At 71.6% G+C, this 19,415-nt stretch carries 16 protein-coding genes; 1 reads left to right on the top strand and 15 read right to left on the bottom strand.

Going from position 1 to position 19,415, the window contains the following annotated elements:
• Nucleotides 1-331 precede the first annotated feature (331 nt).
• Entirely contained in the window at nt 332-2,980 is a 2,649-nt protein-coding gene (locus tag OG510_RS07175) for a fibronectin type III domain-containing protein (RefSeq protein WP_406135936.1), read from the top strand.
• A gap of 122 nt (nt 2,981-3,102) precedes the next feature.
• Here OG510_RS07175 and OG510_RS07170 read toward each other — a convergent pair whose 3' ends face one another.
• The 15 genes from OG510_RS07170 to OG510_RS07100 form a co-directional block, all read right to left on the bottom strand.
• Nucleotides 3,103-3,852: a sirohydrochlorin chelatase gene (locus OG510_RS07170; RefSeq protein WP_406135935.1), complete on the bottom strand. Its 750-nt coding sequence runs from the start codon at nt 3,850-3,852 to the stop codon at nt 3,103-3,105.
• Between the two features lie 6 nt (nt 3,853-3,858).
• Nucleotides 3,859-4,737, bottom strand: a complete 879-nt coding sequence (locus tag OG510_RS07165; protein ID WP_406135934.1) for an ABC transporter permease — start codon at nt 4,735-4,737, stop codon at nt 3,859-3,861.
• A complete protein-coding gene (locus tag OG510_RS07160) occupies nt 4,724-5,509 on the bottom strand; it encodes an ABC transporter ATP-binding protein (RefSeq protein ID WP_406135933.1) in 786 nt (261 codons plus the stop codon). Before OG510_RS07160 ends, OG510_RS07165 begins: the two co-directional genes overlap by 14 nt.
• A gap of 36 nt (nt 5,510-5,545) precedes the next feature.
• A complete protein-coding gene (locus OG510_RS07155; RefSeq protein ID WP_406135932.1) occupies nt 5,546-6,658 on the bottom strand; it encodes an ABC transporter substrate-binding protein in 1,113 nt (370 codons plus the stop codon).
• A gap of 246 nt (nt 6,659-6,904) precedes the next feature.
• The gene (locus OG510_RS07150) at nt 6,905-8,263 is read right to left on the bottom strand and encodes a sulfate adenylyltransferase subunit 1 (protein WP_406135931.1); all 1,359 of its coding nucleotides are present in this window, start codon (nt 8,261-8,263) and stop codon (nt 6,905-6,907) included.
• A complete protein-coding gene (gene cysD, locus OG510_RS07145; protein WP_406135930.1) occupies nt 8,264-9,199 on the bottom strand; it encodes a sulfate adenylyltransferase subunit CysD in 936 nt (311 codons plus the stop codon).
• Nucleotides 9,196-9,765: an adenylyl-sulfate kinase gene (gene cysC / locus OG510_RS07140; protein ID WP_406135929.1), complete on the bottom strand. Its 570-nt coding sequence runs from the start codon at nt 9,763-9,765 to the stop codon at nt 9,196-9,198. Before cysC ends, cysD begins: the two co-directional genes overlap by 4 nt.
• Nucleotides 9,765-10,466 carry a phosphoadenylyl-sulfate reductase gene (locus tag OG510_RS07135; RefSeq protein ID WP_406135928.1) on the bottom strand — a complete coding sequence of 234 codons (702 nt, stop codon included), beginning with the start codon at nt 10,464-10,466 and terminating at the stop codon, nt 9,765-9,767. The genes cysC and OG510_RS07135 overlap by 1 nt, the downstream gene beginning before the upstream one ends.
• Entirely contained in the window at nt 10,463-10,648 is a 186-nt protein-coding gene (locus tag OG510_RS07130) for a hypothetical protein (protein ID WP_406135927.1), read from the bottom strand. Before OG510_RS07130 ends, OG510_RS07135 begins: the two co-directional genes overlap by 4 nt.
• Nucleotides 10,645-12,342, bottom strand: a complete 1,698-nt coding sequence (locus tag OG510_RS07125; RefSeq protein ID WP_406135926.1) for a nitrite/sulfite reductase — start codon at nt 12,340-12,342, stop codon at nt 10,645-10,647. The genes OG510_RS07130 and OG510_RS07125 overlap by 4 nt, the downstream gene beginning before the upstream one ends.
• A gap of 174 nt (nt 12,343-12,516) precedes the next feature.
• Nucleotides 12,517-12,600, bottom strand: a complete 84-nt coding sequence (locus OG510_RS07120; RefSeq protein WP_310591794.1) for a putative leader peptide — start codon at nt 12,598-12,600, stop codon at nt 12,517-12,519.
• Between the two features lie 125 nt (nt 12,601-12,725).
• Complete coding sequence (locus OG510_RS07115; RefSeq protein ID WP_406135925.1) at nt 12,726-13,304, bottom strand: GNAT family N-acetyltransferase; 579 nt, start codon at nt 13,302-13,304, stop codon at nt 12,726-12,728.
• A gap of 33 nt (nt 13,305-13,337) precedes the next feature.
• Entirely contained in the window at nt 13,338-15,953 is a 2,616-nt protein-coding gene (locus OG510_RS07110) for a GNAT family N-acetyltransferase (protein WP_406135924.1), read from the bottom strand.
• 63 nt (nt 15,954-16,016) lie between these two features.
• The gene (locus OG510_RS07105) at nt 16,017-17,321 is read right to left on the bottom strand and encodes a GAF domain-containing protein (RefSeq protein ID WP_406135923.1); all 1,305 of its coding nucleotides are present in this window, start codon (nt 17,319-17,321) and stop codon (nt 16,017-16,019) included.
• 440 nt (nt 17,322-17,761) lie between these two features.
• Nucleotides 17,762-19,399: an acyl-CoA dehydrogenase family protein gene (locus OG510_RS07100; protein WP_406135922.1), complete on the bottom strand. Its 1,638-nt coding sequence runs from the start codon at nt 19,397-19,399 to the stop codon at nt 17,762-17,764.
• Nucleotides 19,400-19,415: the final 16 nt, after the last annotated feature.

Here is a 19,415-nt window from a genome sequence, read left to right as displayed (position 1 = left end):
CCGGACCCGACTCCCGACCTCCGTTTTCCGGCCACCGGCCCCTGACTTCCGGCTCCAGGCCCCAGCCCAGGCTCCCGGCCTCGACCCGGGCTCCCGACCCCCACTCCGGCCCGGCCCGGCCCGAACCCGTGCGCACCCGTAGCGCACCCGTCCGTGCCGCGACTCCGGCCGGGCTGGCGCGTTGCGAGCATCTTGTGTGCATCCCCGACGCGCCCGGATTCCTCCGATGACCTGTCGGCAATGACCGGCGCCTGACGGGTATTCCTGTCCGATCCGTTGACCGTTGCATCTCAACCCTCCTACCTTTCTCCTGCCTCATGAACCTGATTCCATGGGAGGGAAGATGCTCGCACCCCGAAGAGCCACGCTCGTCGCGGCTCTCTCCGCCGTCCTGGCGCTCGGCGTCCCTGGCAGCGTGACCGCGGCCGGAGCCGACCCCGGTGACCGCGGCTCCGCCGGTTCGCACTCGGCGGACGTGTATGTGACCCCGTCCGGTGACGACCACGCCCAGGGCACCGCCCACCGCCCCGTCAGAACCCTTCAGCGCGCCCGGGATCTGGCCCGGACGAGGTCCGCCCACCACCACGGGGATCTCACCGTCCACCTCGCCTCCGGTACCTACCGCACGGCGCAGCCACTCGTGCTCGATGCCAGGGACTCCGGGCACGACGGCCACCGGATCATCTGGCAGGGCACCGGCTCCACCGTCATCAGCGGCGGCAAGAAGGTCCAGGGCTGGCAGCCGGTCCACGGCCGCCCCGGCCTCTACTCGGCGCCCGCGCCCCAGGGGCTCACCGACACCCGCCAGCTGTACGTCGACGGGGTCAGGGCCCAGCGTGCCCGCGGCGAAGTGCCCGTCGGGCTGACGGCCACACCGTCCGGCTACACCACCACGGCGGACACCATCGCCCACTGGCGCCACCCGTCGGACGCCGAATTCGTGTACTCCAGCGGCGAGGAGCTCTGGAACGTCGAGCGCAACGGCCTGGGCCAGTGGACCGAACCCCGCTGCCGGATAGCCTCCGCCAAGGGCACCACCCTCACCATGGTCCAGCCCTGCTGGGACAACTCCAACAAGCGGGTGGAGTTCCCCGACATCCCCGGGCGCACGGTGTCGATGGTCGGCCCCGGGCACCTCACCAACAACGGCAAGGCGTCGTACATCGAGAACGCCTACGAACTGCTCGACCAGCCCGGCGAGTGGTACCTGGACCGCACGGCCCACACCGTCTACTACCTCCCGCGCAAGGGGGAGGACATCCGGCACGCGGACGTCGAGGCCGCCGCCGCACAGAAGCTGGTCGACGGGCGGGGCACCGCCTCCGCCCCGGTCCATGACGTGGCCTTCCGCGGGGTGCGGTTCAGTTACGCGACCTGGCTGACCCCGTCCACGCCCGAGGGCTTCTCCGAGATCCAGGCCGGCTACACCATCACCGGTGCGAACGGCTGGGCCACCCAGGGGCTGTGCGGATTCGTCAAGGGCGGCACCTGCCCGTTCGCCTCCTGGACCCCGATGCCGGGGAACGTCTCCTTCACCCACGGCACGCGTATCGAGTTCAGCGACGACGACTTCACCCACCTCGGCGCCGCCGGCCTGCAACTGGGCACCGGAACCAGCGACGCCAAGGTGCGCGGCAACACCTTCACCGACATCTCGGGCAACGGCCTGGAGATCGGCGGGGTCGACGGCCGTACCCCCGCCGACCACGTACAGGTGACGGACAATCACCTGTATGCCCTGCCACGCGAGTTCCACGGCTCGGTCGGCATCCTCAACGGATACACCCAGCACAACACCATCGCGCACAACCAGCTCGACCACCTCGGCTACAGCGCCGTCTCGATGGGCTGGGGCGGCTGGCCCGACAAGGTCGGCTCACCCGCGACCCCCAACCCCAGCCACGACAACACGGTGAGCGACAACCTGATCTTCGACTACATGCAGATGTTCGACGACGGCGGCGGGATCTACACCCAGGGCCTGACGGGCACGTCCCTGGCCGACGGTGAGAAGGTCACCGGCAACGTCATCCACGGTCAGTGGGGCCTGGGCAAGAGCGTCTACACCGACAACGGCTGCACCTACGAGACCGTCGAGGGCAATGTGCTCTACGGCGCCTCGTACGCCAATGTCGCCAGCCGCCACACCGACTACCGCGACCAGCTCGGCAACAACGACCCGACGCTCGTCAAGGACAACTGGTGGGAGGAAGGCACCGCCGACGGCGACAACAAGGGCCTGGTCACGACCGGCAACCACATCATGGCCTCACCGTCGGACGCCCCCGCCGCGATCGTCGCCGCCGCGGGCATCGAGCCCGCGTACCGGGGTGTGCTCGGCCGCACCGCGGGAGCCGTCTCCGTACCCGAGGCGCCGTCCCGGGTCGGCACCAGCACGGCAGGGGCCGATGCCCTGTACGCGATCTTCAACCCGGCCTTCGCCGACGGGGGTTCACCGGTCCGCAGCTACACCGCGCACGCTCTGCGGCCGGACGGCACCGAGGCCGCGCGGCAGACCGTGCCGGCGGCCGACTACCGGCGTCTCGCGTACATCCGTATCGGCGGACTCCCCGCCGGCGGCGGCCCCTTCACCGTCACCGTCACCGCGGCCAACGCCCACGGGAGCAGTGCGCCGTCCCTGGCGTCCGCGCCGCTCACCCCGACGGCCGTCACCGTGCTTCCCGACGCGCCGACCGGCCCGAAACTCCGTACCGGTGCGACAGCCGCGACCCTCGCCTGGACGCCGCCGAAGAACATGGGGGACGCCAAGGTCATCGGCTACCGGCTGACGGTCTCCGACGGCCGCACCATCGAGGTCACCGGCCGGGACGCGATGGTCGGACAGCCGTCGGGCAAGGGGATGTTCCGCGTCATCGGCGGACTCAAGCCCGGCACCCGCTACACCGTGACAGTCGCCTCCGTCACCGCGGCGGGCGCGGGCCCGGCGGCCACCGTCACGGCGACCACCGAGGCGGGGTAGCGGAGTACGAGGACGAGCACCCGGGCGGGCACCGCACACCGTGCCCGCCCGGCACGGCCCCCGCCCGGCACGGCCCTTGGCCGGTCAGGCAGCCGTCCGGTCAGGCAGCTGTCCGGGGGATGTCAGGCGCTCAGCGCCGCAAGGTCGAGCGCCCGCGCCTCGTCGTACCTGGCCAGCAGCAGCCGGGCCAGCTCACCGCAGGCGCCCAGCACACCGGAGAGCACATCGGCGCCGGCCGCGCGGGCCCCCGCCTCGATACGGTCGGGCAGCCGGCCGGGCGCGATGACATACGGCGCGACCGCGACGTGTGCGACACCCGAGGCCCGCAGCTCCCGTACCGCGTCCTCGGTACGGGGCAGGGCAGCGGAGGCGAACGCAGGCCGCACGGCGCACCAACCGGTGTGCCGCAGCTCCCGCGCAATTTCAGCGATCACTGCGATCGCCTCCGGGTCGGTGGAGCCCGCCGAGGCCAGGACCAGCCCCGTCGAGCGTTTACGGGACGGGGTCAGCCCCGCCTCGTACAGCCGGCGTTCCAGCGCGTCCAGCAGCAGCGGGGACGGGCCCAGCACCTCGGCCTGGCGCACCCGCACCCCGGCCGGCGCCTCGCGCAGCACCCCGGGGATGTCCCACTTGGCGTGGAAGGCCCGGGTCAGCAGGAGCGGGAGGGCCACCACATCCCGTACGCCGTCGGACGCCAGCCGTGCCAGCACCTCGGGCACCGAAGGCGCCGCGAAGTCCAGGAACGCCGTCTCCACCCGCGCCCCGGGCCGCAGCGACCGCACCCGCCGGGTCAGCGCGCGGACCGTCGCGGCATGCCGGGGATCACGGCTGCCGTGCGCGACGACGAGGAGCGCCGGGCGGTCGTCGTACATCCCGGCTCAGCTCCGGACCAGCAGCCCGCGGCTGCGCAGCACACGCCGCTCCAGCGGGCTGAAGATGAGCAGGTCGATGGCGATACCGACGATGAGGATCAGGAAGATCGCCAGGAAGACCATCGACATGCTGCTGGTCTCCCGGCCCTGCTCAAGCAACTGGCCGAGACCGATGCCCAGATCGGGCGAGGACGCGATGATCTCCGCGGCCATCAGCGACCGCCAGGAGAACGCCCAGCCCTGCTTCAGGCCCGCCAGATATCCGGGCAGTGAAGCGGGCAGCACCACATGCCAGGTGCCGCGCAGCCCCGACGCGCCGAGCGTACGGCCGGCCCGCAGATAGAGCGGCGGCACCTGGTCGATACCGGAGACCAGGCCGTTGGCGATCGAGGGGACGGCGCCCAGCAGGATCACCGCGTACATCATCGTGTCGTTGAGCCCCAGCCAGATCACCGCGGGCGGCACCCAGGCGACCGACGGCAGGGACTGGAGGCCCGAGAGGATCGGGCCGATCGCCGCCCGGACGAACTTCACCCGGGCCACCAGCAGCCCCAGCGGGGTGCCGATGACCAGGGCCAGCAGGAAGCCCAGCAGGCCGCGCGAGATACTCGTCCAGATGTAGCCCAGCAGAGTGCCCTGCGCCCAGGCGTCGGACACCTCGCCCCACACCTGGCCGGGCGAGGGCAGCTTGTAGCTGTCGGTGACCTTCGCCCAGATCAGGATCTGCCAGACGACCAGGACGAGCACCACGGCCACCACCGGCGGCAGTACCTTCCCCACCAGCACCTGGCGGACCGGGACCCGGTCCACCCGTACGGTGTCGAGCGCGTCCAGGCCCGCTTCGAGGCCGGCCAGCTCGTCCGTCTTGACGTCAGTGTCGGCCATGTCGGCGGATCTCCCCACGCAGTTGTTCAGTGATCTCCACCGAGAGCTCCGCCACCGCGGAGTCCTCGATCCGGCGCGGATGCGGAATGTCCACCGTCCACTCGCGCGCCACCCGGCCCGGCCGCGAGGACAGCAGCACCACCCGCTCGGCGAGCCGCACCGCCTCGCGGACGTTGTGGGTGACGAAGAGGACGGAGACGCTCGTCTCGCGCCAGATCCGGGTCAGTTCGTCGTGCAGCACATCGCGGGTGATGGCGTCGAGCGCGGCGAACGGCTCGTCCATCAGAAGCAGTTGGCTGTCCTGGGCGAGTGCGCGCGCCAGCGCCACCCGCTGCCGCATCCCGCCCGACAGCTCGTGCACCCGCTTGGCGTACGCGCCGTCCAGCCGTACGAGGGCGAGCAGCCGCTGTGCCTCGTCCCGCCGGTCCGCCTTGGGCACGCCCCGCAGCCGCAGGGCGAGTTCGATGTTCTTGCCCGCGGTCAGCCACGGGAACAGCGCGTGCTCCTGGAACATCAGCGCGGGTCGGCCACCGGGGGTCGTGATGGTCCCCGACGACGGTGCGTCGAGTCCGGCCACCAGATTGAGCAGGGTGGACTTGCCGCAGCCGGACGCCCCCAGGAGCGTGACGAACTCGCCCGGCGCGACGTCGAGGGTGATGTCGTCGAGGACGAGCTGCCCGGCGGGTCCGCCGAAGGACTTCGAGACGTGGCCGATACGGGCCGCGTGTGTCACCTCGGTCCGGTCGTCCGACTTGGCGAGTGCTGTGGCCATGGTCGTCACCTCCTGGGAACGGGTCTGGATCCGGGGTTACTTGACGCCGAGACCGGCATCGGAGACGGCCGGGCGGCCGGCGGCCTTCAGGGCCTTGTTGAGCGGCCGCAGGTCGTAGATGCCCTTGAGGTCGGGCTTCTGCAGCAGCCCCGCCTTGACCGCGTGGTCCGCCTCCGTGCTGAGCGTCGCCGCGAGCGGGTCGTCGGTGGTCTGGATGGACTTCCACGCCGGGTCCAGCACATCGGCGGGCAGCGCCTTGCCGGACAGCTTCTTCAGCGCGGCGTTGGCCGACGCCTTCGCCGCGTCCGGGTGGGCCTTGATCCAGGCGTTGGTGTTCACCGAGCCGCGCAGCACGGCCTCGACGACGTCCGGGTGTTCCTTGAGGAACTTCTGCGACACCACGATGTTCGTGATCACGAACTTCTTCTGCGGCCACAGGTCGCTCTCGTCGAGCAGTACCTTGCCGCCCTGCTGCACCAGCTTGGACGCGGTCGGCTCGGGCACCCACGCGCCGTCGATGGAACCGGAGGCGTACGCGTCCGGGGTCACCTTGTTGTCCGTACGGACGACGGAGACATCACCCTTGCCGCTGGTGGCGTCGGTCTTCCAGCCCTTGCTCGCGATCCAGTTGAGGAACGCCACGTCCTGGGTGTTGCCGAGCTGCGGGGTGGCGATCTTCTTGCCCTTGACGTCGTCCAGGGACTTGATCTTCTTCGGGTTGACCACCAGCTTGACCCCGCCGGACGCGGAGCCGCCGATGATGCGCAGGCTCTTGCCCTGGGATGTGGTGTAGCCGTTGATGGCCGGGGACGGGCCGATCCAGCCGATGTCGATCGAGCCGGAGTTGAGCGCCTCGATCTCGGAGGGGCCCGCGTTGAAGGTGGAGACCTTGAGCCGGGTCCCGCCCAGCTCCTTCTGGAATATCCCCTGCTGGTCGCCGACCAGCGCGGTGGCGTGGGTGAGGTTCGGGAAGTAGCCGATCTTCACCGAGTCGGCGGAGAGCTTCTTGGCCCCCGCGGCGACCTGGGACTTGCCCGGGTCGTCCTTGGCCTTGTCCGATCCGTAGCCGCAGGCGGTGAGCGCCACGGCCAGCAGCGGGAGGGCGGCGGCGGCCGCGAGACTGCGGCGCAGGGGGAGAGTGGCAGGCACGGGAGGTTTTCCTCTCGGTGGCCCGGTGCGGGTGTCCCTCAGGACACCGCCGGGCGGTCGGCTTGGTGTGCGGGTCTTCGCCGGGTCGGGCGCGGCGAGTGGGCTGTCCGGGCGCGCAGGCAGTGCGCGTACGCCTTCACGCACATCGCCCGACCCCGCCCTGACCGCTGCCGAGGGCGCCGCTGCCGATGCGGCCGCCCTCCTTGGCGAAGGTGGCGTAGATGTCCAGGACACGCAGGGCCATGGCTAGAAGTCCCACCCGGTCTCGTCCTGCGCGGTCACGTCCGCCTCCGCCGCGGTCTGCGCCGCGGCGGCGAAGGCGTCGCCCGCCATCCCGGCGGCCAGCGTGGTGCCGTCGGCCGGGTCGATCAGCAGGAAGGAGCCGGTGCGCCGGGAGTCCGCGTACGCGTCGAGCGCCAGCGGCTCCGCGGTACGGATGACGACCCGGCCGATGTCGTTGGCGACCAGCTGGCCGGGCGCCGGGTGCTGGGACAGGTCGTCCAGGGTCAGCCGGGACGGGATGTCCTTGACGATGGCCTTGACCGTGCGGGTGGTGTGCTTGAGCAGCACCCGCTGGCCCACCGAAAGCGCCGAGTCGGCCACATGGCAGACCGTCGCCAGGACGTCCTGCGTCGGCACCGGGGCGTGCTCGGTCGGTGCGATCAGGTCGCCGCGCGAGATGTCCAGGTCGTCGGTGAGCCGTACGGTCACCGACTGGGGTGCCCACGCGATGTCCGCGCTCTGCCCCAGGACGTCGATGCCGGCGATGGTCGACGTACGGCCCGAGGGCAGCACCGTCACGGCCTCGCCGACCCGCAGTGCGCCCGAGGCGATCTGGCCCGCGTACCCGCGGTAGTCGGGGTGTTCGGCGGTCTGCGGGCGGATGACGTACTGGACGGGGAAGCGGGCCTTGCAGCCGGTGAGGTCGTGGCTGGAGGGGACCGTCTCCAGGTGTTCGAGGACGGTGGGGCCGCCGTACCAGTCCATGTGGGCGGAGGGCTCCACCACATTGTCACCGGCCAGCGCGGAGATCGGGATCGCGGTGATCTCCGGGACCCCGAGCGAGGCCGCGTACGCGGTGAACTCCTCGGCGATGGCGGCGAACACCGGCTCCGCGTAGTCGACCAGGTCCATCTTGTTCACGGCCAGCACCACGTGCGGGACCCGCAGCAGGGCGGCGACGGCGGCGTGGCGGCGGGTCTGCTCGACCACGCCGTTACGGGCATCGACCAGGACCACGGCGAGTTCGGCGGTGGAGGCGCCGGTGACCATGTTGCGGGTGTACTGCACATGGCCGGGGGTGTCGGCGAGGATGAACCGGCGGCGGGGGGTGGCGAAGTAGCGGTAGGCGACATCGATGGTGATGCCCTGCTCGCGCTCGGCGCGCAGCCCGTCGGTGAGCAGCGCCAGGTCGGGGGCTTCCTGGCCCCGGCCTATGGACGCCTGCTCGACGGCTTCGAGCTGATCCGTGAAGATCGACTTGGAGTCGTGCAGCAGCCGTCCGACCAGGGTGGACTTGCCGTCGTCGACGGAACCCGCGGTGGCGAAGCGCAGCAGCGTCGTCGCCGAAAGCTGCTCGGCGGACTGTGCGGTTGACGTGGTCATTTAGAAGTACCCCTCGCGCTTGCGGTCTTCCATCGCGGCCTCGGACATCTTGTCGTCGGCGCGGGTCGCGCCCCGTTCGGTCAGCCGGGACGCGGCGATCTCGGTGATCACGGCGTCGAGCGTGGTGGCGTCGGAGTCGACGGCGCCGGTGCAGGACATGTCGCCGACGGTGCGGTAGCGCACCTGGCGGGTCTCGACGTGCTCGGTGTCCTTGGGGCCGCCCCACTCACCGGCGGTGAGCCACATGCCGGAGCGCTTGAAGACCTCACGCTCGTGCGCGAAGTAGATCTGCGGGAGGTCGATCTTCTCGCGTTCGATGTACTGCCAGACGTCCAGCTCGGTCCAGTTGGAGAGCGGGAAGACACGGACGTGCTCGCCGGGTGCGTGACGGCCGTTGTAGAGCTGCCACAGCTCGGGGCGCTGGCGGCGGGGGTCCCACTGGGAGAATTCGTCGCGCAGGGAGAAGACGCGTTCCTTGGCGCGGGCCTTCTCCTCGTCGCGGCGTCCGCCGCCGAACACCGCGTCGAAGCGGTGCTGCTGGATGCCTTCGGTGAGCGGGACGGTCTGGAGCGGGTTGCGCAGTCCGTCGGGGCGCTCACGCAGCTTCCCTGCGTCGATGTACTCCTGGACGGAGGCCACATGGAGGCGCAGTCCGTGTTCGGCGACGACGCGGTCGCGGTAGGCCAGCACCTCGGGGAAGTTGTGCCCGGTGTCGACGTGCAGCAGCGAGAACGGCACGGCGGCCGGGGCGAACGCCTTCAGCGCCAGGTGCAGCATGACGATGGAGTCCTTGCCGCCGGAGAAGAGGATCACCGGCCGCTCGAACTCGCCCGCGACCTCGCGGAAGATGTGGACGGCCTCGGACTCCAGCGCGTCCAGGTGGCTCAGGGCGAACGGGCTGTCGGTACCTTCGGTGACAGTGGCAGCGGTCGTCATCGGGCCAGGCCCCTCTCGGTGAGCAGCGCGTGCAGCGCGGCTGCGGACTCCTGCACGGTCTGGGTGTGCGACTCGATGCGCAGGTCCGGGGTCTCCGGTGCCTCGTAGGGGTCGTCCACCCCGGTCAGACCGGAGATCTCGCCCGCCGCCTGCTTGGCGTACAGGCCCTTCACATCGCGTACGGAGCACACCTCGACCGGGGTCGCGACATGCACCTCCAGATACGCGGTGCCGTTGCCCGCGTGGCGCTTGCGCACCGCCTCACGGCTGTCCGCGTACGGCGCGATGACCGGCACCAGCGCCTTCACGCCGTTGGATGCCAGCAGTTCGGCGACGAAGCCGATCCGCTGGACGTTGGTGTGCCGGTCCTCACGGCTGAAGCCGAGGCCCGCCGAGAGGAACTCGCGGATCTCGTCGCCGTCGAGCACCTCCACCCGGTGGCCCTCGCCGCGGAGGGTGTCCGCGAGTTCGTGGGCGATGGTGGTCTTGCCCGCGCTCGGCAGACCGGTGAGCCAGACAGTGGCTCCCTGGTCCGTCGTCATCTCGTTCTCCTGATCCTTCGTCATCAGCCGTGCAGCCCGCACTCGGTCTTGTTCCGGCCGGCCCAGCGGCCGGCGCGGGCGTCCTCGCCCTCCGCGACCCGCCGGGTGCACGGTGCGCAGCCGATGGAGGGGTATCCGTCCATCAGCAGCGGGTTGGTGAGTACGCCGTGCTCGGCCACGTACGCGTCCACGTCGTCCTGTGTCCAGCGGGCGATCGGCGAGATCTTGATCTTCCGGCGCTTCTCGTCCCAGCCGACGACGGGGGTGCCCGCCCGGGTGGGGGACTCGTCGCGGCGCAGCCCCGTCGCCCAGGCCGAGTAGTTCTTCAGCCCGTCCTCGAGCGGCTTGACCTTCCGCAGCGCGCAGCACAGGTCGGGGTCCCGGTCGTGCAGCCGTGGCCCGTACTCGGCGTCCTGTTCGGCGACGGTCTGCCAGGGCAGCAGGGTGATGACGTTGACGTCCATCACGGCTTCCACGGCGTCCCGGGTGCCGATGGTCTCCGGGAAGTGGTAGCCGGTGTCGAGGAAGACGACATCGACGCCGGGGAAGGCGCGGGAGGCCAGATGGGCGACGACCGCGTCCTCCATGGATGAGGTCACACAGAAGCGCTTGCCGAAGGTGCCGGTCGCCCAGGTGAGGATCTCCAGGGGCGACGCGTCCTCCAGTTCACGGCCCGCGCGCTCGGCGAGGGCCTTCGGATCCTCGGTTTCCTGCGTGGTGGTCATATCCCGTCCCCTTCGGCGCCGTTGGCGTGCTGCTGGAGTCCCCGGGCCAGCAGCCCGAGGAACTTCAGCTGGAATGCGCGGTTGCATGCCGCGCATTCCCAGGCGCCGTGTCCCGTCTCGTTGGGGCGCAGGTCCTCGTCGCCGCAGTACGGGCAGAAGAAGGGCGCCGCCCGCTCGCTCACGAGAGGGACTCCGCGTCCGCGCGTGCGGCCCAGGTGGCGAAGCGCTCGCCCTCGGCACGCTCCGCCTGGAAGTTCTTCAGTACCCGCTCGACGTAGTCGGGCAGCTCGTCCGCGGTGACCTTCAGCCCGCGGACCTTGCGGCCGAACCCCGCGTCGAGACCCAGCGCACCGCCCAGGTGGACCTGGAAGCCCTCGACCTGGTTGCCGTCGCTGTCCAGCATCAGCTGGCCCTTGAGGCCGATGTCGGCGACCTGGATCCGGGCGCAGGCGTTGGGGCAGCCGTTGATGTTGATGGTGATCGGCTCGTCGAACTCCGGGATCCTGCGCTCCAGTTCATCGATGAGCAGGGCGCCGCGCGCCTTGGTCTCGACGATCGCCAGCTTGCAGAACTCGATGCCGGTGCAGGCCATCGTGGAGCGGCGGAACGGCGATGCGTTGACCTTGAGGTCGAGCGCTTCGAGGGCGGAGACCGCCGATTCGACCTGCGACTCCTCGATGTCCAGCACGATCATCTTCTGCTCGGCTGTGGTCCGCAGCCGCCCCGAGCCGTGGGCGTCGGCCAGCTCGGCGATCTTCGTCAGGGTGGTGCCGTCCACCCGTCCGACGCGGGGCGCGAAGCCGATGTAGAAGCGGCCGTCGCGCTGCTTGTGCACTCCGAGGTGGTCGCGCCAGACGTCGGCGGGCTGCTCGGGCGCGGGACCGTCCGTCAGTTTCCGCTGGAGGTACTCGTCCTCCAGGATCTGCCGGAACTTCTCCGGGCCCCAGTCGGCGACCAGGAACTTCAGCCGGGCGCGGGTGCGCAGCCGGCGGTAGCCGTAGTCACGGAAGATCGAGATGACGCCCTCGAAGACGTCGGGCACCTCGTCCAGCGGCACCCAGGCGCCCAGCCTGACACCGAGCTTCGGGTTGGTGGAGAGCCCGCCGCCGACCCACAGGTCGAAACCGGGTCCGTGGTCGGGGTGGTCGACACCGACGAACGCGATGTCGTTGATCTCGTGCGCCACATCGAGCTGCGGGGAGCCGGAGATCGCGGTCTTGAACTTCCGCGGCAGGTTGGAGAACGCGGGGTTGCCGATGAAGCGGCGGTTGATCTCGTCGATGGCCCAGGTGCCGTCGATGATCTCGTTCTCGGCGACGCCCGCCACCGGGGAGCCGAGGATCGTACGGGGGGTGTCACCGCACGCCTCGGTGGTGGAGAGGCCGACTGCTTCGAGGCGCCGCCAGATCTCCGGGACGTCCTCGATCCGGATCCAGTGGAACTGGATGTTCTGCCGGTCGGTGAGGTCGGCGGTGCCGCGGGCGAACTCCTGCGAGATCTCACCTATGACGCGCAGCTGCTCCGTGGTGAGGCGGCCGCCGTCGATGCGTACCCGCATCATGAAGAACTCGGCGTCCAGCTCCTCCGGTTCGAGCACCGCGGTCTTGCCGCCGTCGATGCCCTGCTCGCGCTGGGTGTAGAGACCCCACCAGCGCATCCGGCCGCGCAGATCGCCGCCGTCGATGGAGTCGAATCCGCGCTTGGAGTAGATCGTCTCAATGCGTGTCCGCACATTGAGACCGTCGTCGTCCTTCTTGGCCTGCTCATTGCCGTTCAGCGGGGTGAAGTGGCCCTTGGCCCACTGGCCTTCGCCGCGGTGCCGGGTCACTTTGCGTCGGGGCGTGGCTGGCGGGGGCGTTCCAGGGGTGGCGGCCATGATGCTTCGTCCTTCTGTGGCGGCTCAAGGGGGCGGTTGATCAAGCTGAAGGGACCCCGGTGACCTGCCTGTTCAGGGCAGGGCGCAGTGGCGGTGGGATTGCAGGACCCCAGCGGGGGGCTTCGCTCGTCCGCTACGACGGGGACGGCGGGAAAACGGCGTGGCTGGTGGAGATCAGCGCGCCGGACAGATGGCGCTGGACATGCGGCCGAGATCGACGTGGCGTCGACTCACCAAGGCAATTCCAGTTCCAGACATGACGGAAGCGTGTCACGGCGATCTCACGCCAGTCCACTACTATCCAATATTTGGACGAGATGGTCCCGCATCGTGGGACGGTGTGGTGCCCGTCACTCGGCGCGGGCCGCCCGCGCGGGCCGGTGTCAGGCGTCCGCGCCCGGCCACGGCCCCGGCGTCTCGACGTCCGGCTCCTCCTCGGTCTCGGTCCTGAAGAGCCGGAAGCCGCGGCTCAGGTAGTTGTCCATCGCGTGGGCGCCGTCCTTGCTGCAGGTGTGCACCCAGACCCGCTCGGTCGCCGCACGCCCCGGGGTGCGGTCGGCGAGGTCCCAGGCCCGCCGGATGCCGTACGTCAGCAGATGGCCGCCGATCCGCCTGCCGCGGAAGGCCGGGATCAGCCCGAAGTACATGATCTCCACGGCGCCGTCGTCGTGCGCGCACAGCTCCACATAGCCGGCTGGGGTGCCCCGCTCGTACGCCACCCAGGTCTCGGTGCCCGGCCTGGCGAGCGTCTCCTGCCACTGGGCGTACGACATCGAGAGCCGGTCCGTCCAGCGGATGTCCCCGCCCACGGAGGCGTACAGATACCGGCTGAACTCCGGGGACGGGACCTCGGCCCGCACGATCCGGATGTCACCGCCGGGCTCGGCGGCCGGACGCAGATCGGCCGGGGAGGTCTGCTCCAGATACCAGGTGGTCACCGTGACGGTGGTGTCGCTCTTCATGGGGGTCAGCGAATCACGCGGGGGAGCGGCGGCTCACAGCAGCCCCGCGGCCCCCCGGCGCAGAAAGGCCAGCCTGGCCCGCTTCTCCGGCTTGTCGATCTCCGGGCCGAGCTCGAAGCCGAAGCGCAGCAGCCGGTCGATCACCTTCTGATTGCGGACGTCGGGTTCGACGACGATGCGCTGCCGGGTGGGATCCGCCAGTACGAAGCGCAGGAACACGTCCAGCAGCGTGCTGGTGAAGCCGTGCTCGGGCGTGCCTTCGGCGGGGCCGATCAGCAGATGGATTCCGTGATCGCCCGGCTGGACCTCGTAGCACTCGCCCACCGGGTCGGCGGACGGCTCGTAGCTCTGGAAGAGCGCGGCGGGTACGCCGTCGCGGTACAGCAGGTAGGCGTGGTGCGTGGTCAGTGAGTCGACATAGCTGTATGTCTCCAGGACGTCCTCGGGGCTCGCGTCGCCCATTCCCCAGTAGCGGGCACGCTCCTCGCTGACCCACCGGTGGATCAGGGCGCTGTCCCGCCGCGGGTCGACCGGGCTGATCCGGACGGTCCCGAATCCCTCGACCCGCTGTTCGTGCACGGTGGTCATGGAGCTCCTCAGCTGGTTCCAGTCGGTGATCACGGGGACGAGCCCGCCACGCACCCACAGCGGCAGCTGGTCGAGCCGGTGGGGGTCGCCGGATATCCCGGACGCCCCGAGCGGCACCGCCCAGAGGCTGTCGTCGCGCCGGGCCAGGTCCCAGACGTAGCGGGCGGCCGGTGCCCGGGAGGCGTGGTGGGTGAGGCCCGGGACGCTGGAGGTGGACAGGACGCAGTCGTGGTCGCCGGACAGACCGGGCCAGCCGCCGGGCGGCGGACCCCATGGGCCGCCGGGCTCGTCGGTCAGCGCCTGCCACGGGGCGAGCCGGTGCAGTGCGCCCCAGGGGACGTCCGGCGGCGCGGTCTCCTCGGCCGCCTCCCGGACGACCGCCGCCCGGTCGATCTCCGGCAGCAGCTCCGAGGTGAGCAGCCCGTCCAGCGCGAAGGCGACCCGGGTGACCAGGGCCAGCCAGGGGCGGAAGACCTCCGGATAGCCCTCGGCCACCCCGGGTCCGGCCAGGGCGGCGAGCGCCGGATGCCCGGCCAGCCGCCGCACCACGGCCGCCCGGAGCGCGGCGTACGCGGCGGCCTGTGTGCTCCCGGCGTCCATCCGCCGGTCCCAGCCGGCCAGCCGCTCGCGCAGGGCGGCCGCACCCGGACCCGGGTCATCGCCGGCGTCCAGCAGATCGAGCAGGGGCTGCTCCACGGGCAGCCGCGTGTCCGTGTGCACCGCCGCCATGCCGGGCGCCGTCCAGTCCGCCGCCCCGGCCAGCAGCTGCCGGATCCGCCGGGCCCGGTGCGGGGGCGAGAACTCGACCCCCAACGGGGCTGCCAGCTCCCGCTGGTTGGCCATCACCGCCACCCGGTCGACGGCCTCGCGCGGCAGCGGTGCCCGCGTACCGCGCCAGGCGTACCGCGTCTCCCAGCCGGGCACGGCCCGCAGCCCGTTCGCCCGGTCGCGCACCGGGACGGCGCCCGCGACCCGGTGCAGCAGGCCGCCCCGGGTGTCAGCGGCCTGGACGACGTTGACGGGCTCGGCCCACCGGTCGAAGGCCCGGTCCACGTCGTCGACCGTACGGGCGCGCAGCAGCAACGCCATGGCCTCGAAGCCGAGTTCACCGGTGACCCGCGGGGGATACCGCAGGCTGATCGCCGAAGGGGCGTCCGGGCCGCCGACGATGACCGGGCCGCGCGCCGTCTCGGTCACCTCCACCGTGACCGGCTCGCCGCCCGCCACCTCGATGGTCTCGGTGTGCGACGGGGCGGGCTCCCAGCCGTCCGGGCCGAACGCCTCCACGCCCGCGCCGGTGCGCCGCAGACGTTCCCGGTAGAGGTCCTGGTAGTCGGCCATCGCGTTGGTGATCGACCAGGCCACCGTCGAGGCGTGCCCGAAGTGCGGGACGCCGGGGACGCCCGGCACCGCGAGGCCCGCCACGTCGAACTCCGGGCAGGCCAGGTGGATTTGCTGGTAGACGCCCGGCGCCTCGATGAAGCGGTGCGGGTCGCCCGCCAGGATCGGCGCGCCGCTCGCGGTGCGTTCCCCGGTGACCAGCCAGCCGTTGCTGCCCGCGCTGTGGGGGCCGTCGGCGGCGAAGAGGCCCACGGCGCGGTCGCCCAGTGCGGCGGCCACCTCCTCGCGCCACAGCTTGGCGGGGAACCCGGCGAAGAGGATGTGGGTGGACAGCCAGACCGCCAGCGGTGTCCACGGCTGCCAGCTGCCGGGCTCCAGGCCGGTGGCGGCGAACTCCGCCGCGTCCCCGGCCCCTTCGGCCAGCCCGGCGTTGACGCCATCGGTGTAAGCGCTGACCCACTCGGCGGTGTCCGCGTCCAGCTGTGCGTAGCAGCGCCGCGCGGTGTCCGCCAGCCTGGCCTGGCGGGCGAAGCGGTCCCAGCCGACTGCCTCGGGCCCGAGGAAGGCGGCGCTCGTGCCCTGCGCCCGGTGCCGTTCGGTCTCGATCTGCCAGGCGCGGTCCGTCGCCGCGTTACGGCCCTGCGCGTGGGCCAGGGCCAGGGCGCTGTCCGCGCGCAGATGCGGAATGCCCCAGTGGTCGCGGTGTACCTCGGCGCTCACCCTTGCCCCCGTTCCATTAGGTTAGGCTCGCCTAAGCTAATGCATGCCTGGTCGGGAGACAATTCACGCCCGCGGCAGTACGGACCTGCGCACCGCCGGCGCCGTCGAGTACGGCAGCAGGTCCGCCGGGTCGTCCGGGCCCTTCACCTCCACATCGACCCCGTCGGCGAAACGGTACGGGCGGTGCGCCAGCACCTCGGCGAGACCGCGGCGCACCCGCGACATCTCCGCGCGCACCGTCACCGTCCGCGTCGCGTCACCGAACAGGTCGTCCGCCAGCTCGGCCGCGGTCCGGCCCTCGCGGTGCAGGCTCAGCACACACAGCAGCTCCGCGTGGCGGGGCGTCAGATCCTGGGTCCAGCTGCCGGAAGCCCCCGACACGGTCACCGACCAGCGCCTGCTCCCGCTCAGATCGAGGACGACCCGGCTCGCCGCCGCCCCGTCACCCCGCGGGCCGGGCCCCGGCCGCTCCTCGTCCAGCCGGATCAGCCAGCCCCCCGGCAGCGGCTCCACCGTGCACATCCCGAGCGAGGGCAGCCAGATCCGGCCGGGGCCGAAGGACTTGGGCAGCGGCAGACGTCCGGCCGGCGGCATCCCGGTCACCGCGGCGGGCCAGCCGTGCGCGTCCACCGCAAGGGCCCGGCCGCCCACCCTGTTCAGGACCGGCGCCGCCACCGAACGCAGCCGTTCCACGGAGTCGAGATGGCGCTCCCGCAGCTCGGCGGCGGCCAGCCGGGCCACCGAGTCCACCAGAGCGAGCATCGCCGGGTGGAAGGTGGAGTCGGGGCCGCTCACATCGATGACCCCGAGCAGCCGCCCGTCGCGCGGATCCTGCACGGGCGCTGCGGCGCAGGTCCAGTTCTGCAGCGTACGGGCGAAGTGCTCGGCGGAGTGCACCTGGAGGGTCTGACCGGTCGCCAGGACGGTGCCGACCGCGTTGGTGCCGGTGGAACCCTCGCTCCAGGCGGCACCCTCCTGCAGCCAGATGCCGTCGGCCCGGCGCAGGACGGCCCGGTTGCCCTCCCGCCACAGCACCCGGCCGTCGGCGTCGGTGACCACCATGACCTGCATCGACGCGTCGGCGACCGAGGCCAGCCCCCGGCTGAGCGTCGGCAGCAGCTCACCCAGCGCGGTGGCTCTGCGCCGGTGCTCCAGCTCCTCCACGCCCAGCAGCACACTGCTGGTGTCCCGCTCCGGGTCCAGGCCGATCCGGAGCATCCGCTGCCAGGAAGCGCCGATGACCGGGCGCGGTGCCAGCTCCGGACGGTCCCCGGAGAGCGTCGCCTCACGTATGCCGTGCAGCGTACGGGCGCTCTCGCGGGTGTGCCGGGCTATGGGGCCGGCCACGCCGGGGGCTCCGCTCCTCATGGGTACTCCCGATTGTGGTCCACGAATTCGGCCTGAGTCCGGCCTGCCCGGCCGGTGGGCCCACTTGGTCCGGCCGTTCCGGCCGTTCCGGCCGTTCCGGCCGTTCCGGTCGGTCCGGTCGGTCCGGTCGGTCCGGTCAGTCCGGTTAGTCCGGTCATTTCGGTTGTCCGGTCGGTCCGGTCGGTCCGGTCGGTCCGGCGTTCCGGTCGGTCCAGCTGTGCCGTGCCTCATCGTGCATCTCCGGTGGCCCCGGCGCACCGGACTCCGCACAACCCTTGCAACGATCTGCAACCCTGGCGTAAAAAAAGGCCGTTGCACGAAGCTGGGTGTCCAGCCGGGGTGGTGCCGTGTCGGCGCAGCATCGACCCCGGCTGGCCCCGTGCCGTGCCGCGCTGCCCGGCACTGCTCGGCGCTGCCCCGAAGGGAGCGGCCGCCGTCCGCTATCCCTCGGCCCGTGCCCGGTCGACGACCGATCCCAGATCCAGCGTGTGCGGCAGTGTGCCGAACGCCGTACCCCAGTCGCCGCCCAGCCGTGAGGCGCAGAACGCGTCGGCGACCTCGGGCGGCGCCCAGCGCACCAGCAGCGAGCCCTGGAGCACCAGCGCGATGCGCTCGGCGACCCGGCGCGCCCGGGCCTCGATCCCGTCCAGATCGGCCAGCTCGGTGAGCAGGTCCCTGATGGCCCGGTCCAGCCGGTGGTCGGCGCCGCGCGCCCTGCCCACCTCCTGGAGGAACGCGTTGAGCGCCTGCGGCTCCCGCTGGAGCGCGCGCAGCACATCCAGCGCCTGTACGTTGCCCGATCCCTCCCAGATGGAGTTGAGCGGCGACTCGCGCAGCAGCCTGGGCAGCCCGGACTCCTCCACATAGCCGTTGCCGCCCAGACATTCGAGCGCCTCGGCCACCACCGGCGTACAGCGCTTGGTCACCCAGTACTTGGCGGCCGGCACCGCGAGCCGAAGGAACGCCCGCTCCTCATCCGTGTCGCTGTCGTACGCGGCGGCCAGCCGCATCGCCAGCGTCGTCGCCGCCTCCGACTCCAGCGCCAGATCGGCCAGCACGTTGCGCATCAGCGGCTTGTCGATCAGCTCCCCGCCGAACGCCCTGCGGTACGCGGTGTGGTGCACGGCCTGCGCCACCGCCTGCCGCATCAGCGCGGCGGAGCCGATCGCGCAGTCCAGCCGGGTCGCCGCCACCATCTCGATGATGGTGCGCACCCCCCGGCCCTCGTCGGCGACCCGGCGCGCCCAGGTCCCGTCGAACTCGACCTCGGCCGACGCGTTGGACCGGTTGCCGAGCTTGTCCTTGAGCCGCTGGATCGCGAAGACGTTACGGGCGCCGTCCGCCAGCACCCGGGGGACCAGGAAGCACGTCGGCCCGTCCGGCGCCTGCGCGAGCACCAGGAAACCGTCGGACATCGGCGCCGAACAGAACCACTTGTGCCCGGTGAGCAGATACGCGCCCTCGTCCCCGGCGACCGGGGCCGCGGCGGTCGTGTTGGCGCGGACGTCGCTGCCGCCCTGCTTCTCGGTCATCGCCATCCCGAACAGCGCTCCCGGCTTGCTGCCCGGGGCCCCGAGGTCCCGTTCGTACACATGCGAGGTGAGCCGCGGCTCCCACTCGGCGGCGAGCGCCGGATCGGCCCGCAGCGCCGGCACCGCCGCATGCGTCATCGACACCGGGCAGCCGTGCCCCGCCTCGACCTGCGACCAGACCAGGAACCCGGCCGCCCGCCGCACATGCCCGGCCGGCCTGCCCCAGGCGTCGGTCAGCCCCGCCGACACGGCCTTGCCGAGCAGCCGGTGCCAGGCCGGATGGAAGTCCACCTCGTCGATCCGGTGCCCGTAGCGGTCGTGGGTCCGCAGCCGCGGCGGGTTCTCGTTCGCCTGGAAACCCCACTCCCGCGCCTGCGTGGATCCGGCGCTGCGGCCCAGCAGGGCCAGCTCCTCCCGCACGCCGGCGGCGAGATCCGGCGCGGTGTGCCGGTCCACGGCCTCGGCCAGGACCCGGTCGGTGGTGAAGACGTCATGTCCCACCAGGGGCGGAGGCTGGTTGGTCACTGTGTGAGTGCTCGGTGCCATGGGGCTACGGTATGGA

The organism is Streptomyces sp. NBC_01089 (assembly GCF_045162975.1).
In the GTDB taxonomy this organism is placed as follows: Bacteria; Actinomycetota; Actinomycetes; order Streptomycetales; family Streptomycetaceae; genus Streptomyces.
The sequence above is the reverse complement of the archived record's forward strand: the minus strand, read 5'-3'. Positions and strand labels throughout refer to the sequence as shown.

Excerpts from the sequence above, each read along its gene's own strand:
- OG510_RS07100 (WP_406135922.1), bottom strand. The coding sequence starts at position 19,399 with ATGGCACCGAGCACTCACACAGTGACCAACCAGCCTCCGCCCCTGGTG.
- OG510_RS07135 (WP_406135928.1), bottom strand. The coding sequence starts at position 10,466 with ATGACCACCACGCAGGAAACCGAGGATCCGAAGGCCCTCGCCGAGCGC.
- OG510_RS07150 (WP_406135931.1), bottom strand. The coding sequence starts at position 8,263 with ATGACCACGTCAACCGCACAGTCCGCCGAGCAGCTTTCGGCGACGACG.
- cysC (WP_406135929.1), bottom strand. The coding sequence starts at position 9,765 with ATGACGAAGGATCAGGAGAACGAGATGACGACGGACCAGGGAGCCACT.
- OG510_RS07170 (WP_406135935.1), bottom strand. The coding sequence starts at position 3,852 with ATGTACGACGACCGCCCGGCGCTCCTCGTCGTCGCGCACGGCAGCCGT.
- OG510_RS07125 (WP_406135926.1), bottom strand. The coding sequence starts at position 12,342 with ATGGCCGCCACCCCTGGAACGCCCCCGCCAGCCACGCCCCGACGCAAA.
- OG510_RS07115 (WP_406135925.1), bottom strand. The coding sequence starts at position 13,304 with ATGAAGAGCGACACCACCGTCACGGTGACCACCTGGTATCTGGAGCAG.
- OG510_RS07175 (WP_406135936.1), top strand. The coding sequence starts at position 332 with ATGGGAGGGAAGATGCTCGCACCCCGAAGAGCCACGCTCGTCGCGGCT.
- cysD (WP_406135930.1), bottom strand. The coding sequence starts at position 9,199 with ATGACGACCGCTGCCACTGTCACCGAAGGTACCGACAGCCCGTTCGCC.
- OG510_RS07165 (WP_406135934.1), bottom strand. The coding sequence starts at position 4,737 with ATGGCCGACACTGACGTCAAGACGGACGAGCTGGCCGGCCTCGAAGCG.
- OG510_RS07160 (WP_406135933.1), bottom strand. The coding sequence starts at position 5,509 with ATGGCCACAGCACTCGCCAAGTCGGACGACCGGACCGAGGTGACACAC.
- OG510_RS07105 (WP_406135923.1), bottom strand. The coding sequence starts at position 17,321 with ATGAGGAGCGGAGCCCCCGGCGTGGCCGGCCCCATAGCCCGGCACACC.
- OG510_RS07120 (WP_310591794.1), bottom strand. The coding sequence starts at position 12,600 with ATGTCTGGAACTGGAATTGCCTTGGTGAGTCGACGCCACGTCGATCTC.